The sequence below is a fragment of the Bacteroidota bacterium genome, from assembly GCA_034723125.1.
GTDB lineage: Bacteria > Bacteroidota > Bacteroidia > CAILMK01 > JAAYUY01 > JAYEOP01.
On the sequence record JAYEOP010000068.1, the window covers coordinates 1 to 5,201 of the forward strand.

The window sequence follows — 5,201 nt, forward strand, 5'->3', positions numbered from 1 at the left end:
ATTCAACAAGCTCAAATATTGCATATTGGGATAATACGCCATATTCAACTTTAAGTGCATGGAAATCTGCTGATACAACACAAAATGTTAATTCAATAAATATTATTCCTGACTTTAACAGTTCAACTGACCTAAAACATACAAATGGAAGTTTGAATGCTGGACAAAACGGTCTTTTCGTTACAAATGATATTTATGATACTAACAGAGTTTCACCTACACTTGGTGCTTATGAATATGTACCTGCGCAATACGATGCAGGAATAACAGAACTTGTTGCTCCTACGATTCCATTATGCCTTGCAAGCCAAAATGTTATTGTTATTCTTAAAAACAATGGACTAAAAACACTTACAAGTGATACTATTCAATGGATGGTAAACGGAGTTGCTCAAACACCTTATGCATGGACAGGGAGTTTAGCGACTAATGACACAACCTTAGTTAATTTGGGTTCTTATTCTTTTAATTCAGGAACTATATACAATTTAAAAGTTTATCCTTCTTATGTAAATGGAACTCAGCCTGATTCTAACGCATTGAATGATACATTAAAAATAATTGTTCAACAGTCACTTTCAGGAACTTATACTATTGGTGGTGCTTCACGGGATTTTCATTCATTTAATGATGCTATTAATGCATTGGATTCGCTTGGATTATGCGGTGCAGTTACTTTTATTGCTGATTCAGGAGTATATAATGAGCAACTTACATTGAAGCCTGTTATGGGTGCTTCTTTAACAAAGACTATAACTTTTCAGTCAGCAACAGCGGATAGCAGTGATGTTGTTATTACAAATAACGGATATGTTGTGAAATTGAATGGAGCTGATTATTTTACTTTCAAAAATCTCTCTTTTGTTTCAACCGATTCTTATTCAAATGTAGTAGAAATTGAAAATTCAGCATGTAATAATAATTTTTATAATAATTTAATTATTGGTCATGATTATGAATATGGCCAAACATCCGGTTTTTCTTCTTACACATACATTGATAGTAATATTACTATAAAAAATAACAGAATTAATAATTGTTACAATGGGATTTATCTTAAGGGAATAGACGATGTTCAAAATCCTGAAACAAATATTATTATAAGTGGTAATTATATTGAAAATTTCCGTGGATATGGGATTTTAGTATATTATGATGAAAATGTAACAATAGAATCTAATACTATTATTTCCAATACTTGTTCTTATGATTATTCAGGAATCTTTCTTTACTACTGTTCTATTGATTCTATTGTGAAAAACAAAATAAAAATTATTACAAATGACGAAGGGGCTGGGATAAATATTTCACAATGTTATTCCAACACTTTGTTTGCAAATAATAGTATTGCAGTAGGTTCTAATAATAGTATTGTCTCAGGAATTGAAATGAATAATTGTAATAATTTTAATGTTTTTAATAATTCAGTAAATATAATTTCAGGAAGTAGTAATTCACGAGCTTTCTATTCGCCTGATGATATTGCATATTGTAGTTTTAAAAACAATATTTTTAATAATAATTCTACAGGACTTGCAGTTTATTTTAATTCAGCTCCACCAATTTCCGATTATAATAGCTTTTATACTAATGGAAGTTATTTAACTTATGTAAATAGTTCAAAGTATAGTAGTTTATCTGCCTATCAAACGGCAACAAATTTAGATTCAAATTCAGTATCGGCAAAGCCTAATTTTAGGTCATCAACAGACCTACATTTAATGGATACTTTTTATTGTGGTATAACTTTAAATGAAGTTAAGATAGATATTGACGGAGATCCAAGACAATCACCACCACAGATGGGTGCTGATGAATTTAATTACGGACCTTTATTCGGAACATATACAATAAAACCTGATAGTACAGGGAATTATATTAATTTTACTCAAGCAGTAAGTGCTTTAAATCAATATGGTGTAAAAGATAAAGTTACATTTATTGCTGATTCGGGAGTTTATAATGAACAAATAAAAATTAATTATATCTCAGGAGCCTCATCAAGCAATACTGTAACATTCCGCTCTGAAAGTGGTAATAACATAGATGTTAGTTTGCAATTTGCAAATACTTCAACTAATAATTATGTGATAAAATTGGATAGTGCTAAATACGTTAGTTTTGAAGATATGACGATTAAGTCTATAGGAACAAGCTATGGAAGAGTTATTCATCTTTCAAATTATTCTGATAATAATACATTTGATAATAATATAATTAATGGAATTTCAACTTATCAAACATCTAACAATTATGCTTTAATTTATTCAAAAGATGATAAAAACAATTATAATACATTTTTAAATAATACTTTATTTAATGGTTCTTTTGCATTTTATTTTTCCAATTTGTCTAATCAATATTCCTATGGAACAGAAATTAATGGAAATAATATTATATATTTTGGATTAACAGGAATATTTATAGGTTACCAAAAAGATATAACAATCCAAGAAAATTTTATAAAATCCGATTCTTCATCACCAAATGGAATCTCTGCTATTTCCACAAGTAATTGTAATGATAATTTATTAATTAACGGAAATAAAATTGATGTTACAGCTCCTACTACTTCTTATGGAATACATATTTATAATCATTCGGGCTCCTCATCTTTAAAAGCCAAAATTTTCAATAATTTTATTCATCTACACTCAGACTCAAGTAATACTGTTTATGGTATGAATTTTTATGCAAATAATTATTCTGATGTTTTTTACAATACAATAAATATAACAGGAACAAATTCAAATTCAAGAGGAATACATTTATCCAGTGGTTCAAATTGTTATATAAAAAATAATATCTTTGCAAATAATTCAGGAGGATATGCATATTATGTAGGTCAGCCATCAATTATTTCAGAATCTGATTATAACGATTTTTATACAACAGGAACTAATCTAGTTTATTGGAATGGAAATAAAACTTCTTTATCGGCATATCAATCTGCAAGTAGCAAAGATTCTAATTCATTCTCAGTAGATCCTGAATTTGTATCAGAAAGTAATCTGCATATAATATCTGATACACTAAATGAAGCAGCTATACCAATTACAGGAATTGATTTTGATATTGACGGACAAACTAGAGATGCAATAAATCCTGATATTGGAGCAGACGAATATGAACCTCCATTAGCTGGAGTTTATACTATTGGACAAGATACAAGTTACGATTATCAATCATTTTCAGCAGCAGCTCATGACCTTAATAATTATGGAATAAAAGGAAATGTTAAGTTTAAAGTTGATAGTGGTAATTATAATGAACAATTTATTTTAAATGAAATTCAAGGTGCAACTGATACTTCTACTATTGTTTTTGAATCAATGTATGATGATAGTACAAAAGTAGTTATTACACATCAAAGTAGTAATACCGCTGGGGAATTAAACTATATTGTGAAATTAGATGGTGCTGATTATATTACATTTAGAAAAATTTCATTCTTTTCAATAGTTGTTAATTCAGGACTACCTATTAATGTTATTTTAACAAATGCTGCTTCAAACAATAATTTTGAAAATTGTTATTTTTCTACTAATCTTGAAGGCTATGATATGAATAGCCCGGCTTATTCACTTGTTTTATCATATACAGAAACTAATACTATTGATAATAATAATAGTTTTATTTCAAATTATTTCAGAAATGCAGGTTTTGGATTAACATTTTATTATAATCCATCTTTCCAATCTTCAGGAAATGTAATTCAATCAAACGTTTTTGAAGGGCAAAGCAGTTGTGGAATATATTGTTCGGGAATAATGTCATCTGTAATAAATGAAAATATAATAACAACTGACCTAGGTTATGAAAGCAATAGTAATGGATACAATGCAATTTATTGTGAATATTGTGATAGTAATTTTGAAATAGGATATAATAAAATAGAAGCTTATGCTGATCTTTATTATGAGAACGAATCTCGTTTTAGTGGTATTTATTTAAGTAAATCTAATTTCTCAACTAAAAATGCTTTAGTTCATAATAATTTTATTAATATGACAGGATATAGTTCTACTTCATTTGGTGTCATCATAGATTCAACTTACAATGTTGATTTTGTATATAATACTGTTCGTTCAAATGTATATGCATATTCAGAAAGTGGAGAAAATTTATCTTCAGCACTTAATATAGGTGAATCAAATAACATCTTTATTAGAAATAATATTTTATCTAGTCTTTATTCTTATGCAATCGCTACAACGGTTGATACTAATCATTTCAATAGTGATTATAATGTTCTTTATTCGGAAGCAGAAGAACATAATGTTGAAGCAGGTTCAATATTGTTAGCAAATTATCAAGGTTCTGTAAAAAACACACTAAGTGAATGGCAAAATGCAACAGCAAATGATATTAATTCTTTAAATGTTGACCCATATTTTAATAACTTTGACCCATATTATAAAGTTAAAAATATGGCTCTTAATGGAGCAGCCATACCACTTGACAGCTTTCAGCTTGATATTGAAAAAGAACAGCGTCATCTCCAAACACCCGATATAGGTTGTGATGAATTTTTGGCTCCTGTTTATTTTACATCATGTAAAACTTCTTATGGAAGATTATGTGATAGTATTGCAATAGTTGCTAATGTTACCGGAGATTCAATAATATATAGCTGGTATGTTGATGGTTCATTAGATACTAACTCAACTGATTCATTCTATAGCGTTAATAACGTTTCTTATGATGATGGTGGAAATTATATTTGTGTAGCAAGCAATGATATAAGTGCAGATACATGTATTCATAAATTTACAGTTTATACAGAAGAATCCCAAAATGACATCTTTTATAAATTTAGTGGAAATGCAAATAACTCAAGTGGAAATTACTTGCATGGAGTTAATGTGGGTGCAACTTCAACTCATGATAGATTCCTTGATCCCGATAGTGCTTATTATTTCGATGGGATAAATGATTATGTTTATACTGTAGTAGAAGACTCTTCAGATGCTTTTACAGTTTCTTCTTGGATAAAAATATCTTCATCTTCAAGCTCTGATATGAGTATTTTCTCCAAAGGTAATCAGATAAATTTTTATGTTAATTCATCAAATAAATTAGCATTTGATTTACAGAATTCACTTGTTGCAAATAAAGTATTATCAAATAATCGTTGGTATTTTGTAACAATGACTTTTAAAAATGGTTTAAAGAAAATTTATATTAATGGAGAAAAAATA

1 protein-coding gene is annotated in these 5,201 nt (G+C 28.3%); it reads left to right on the top strand.

What is annotated here, in order from left to right:
• Window positions 1-5,201: LamG-like jellyroll fold domain-containing protein (locus tag U9R42_02160; GenBank protein MEA3494818.1), on the top strand; the 5,201-nt coding region annotated here is incomplete at both ends.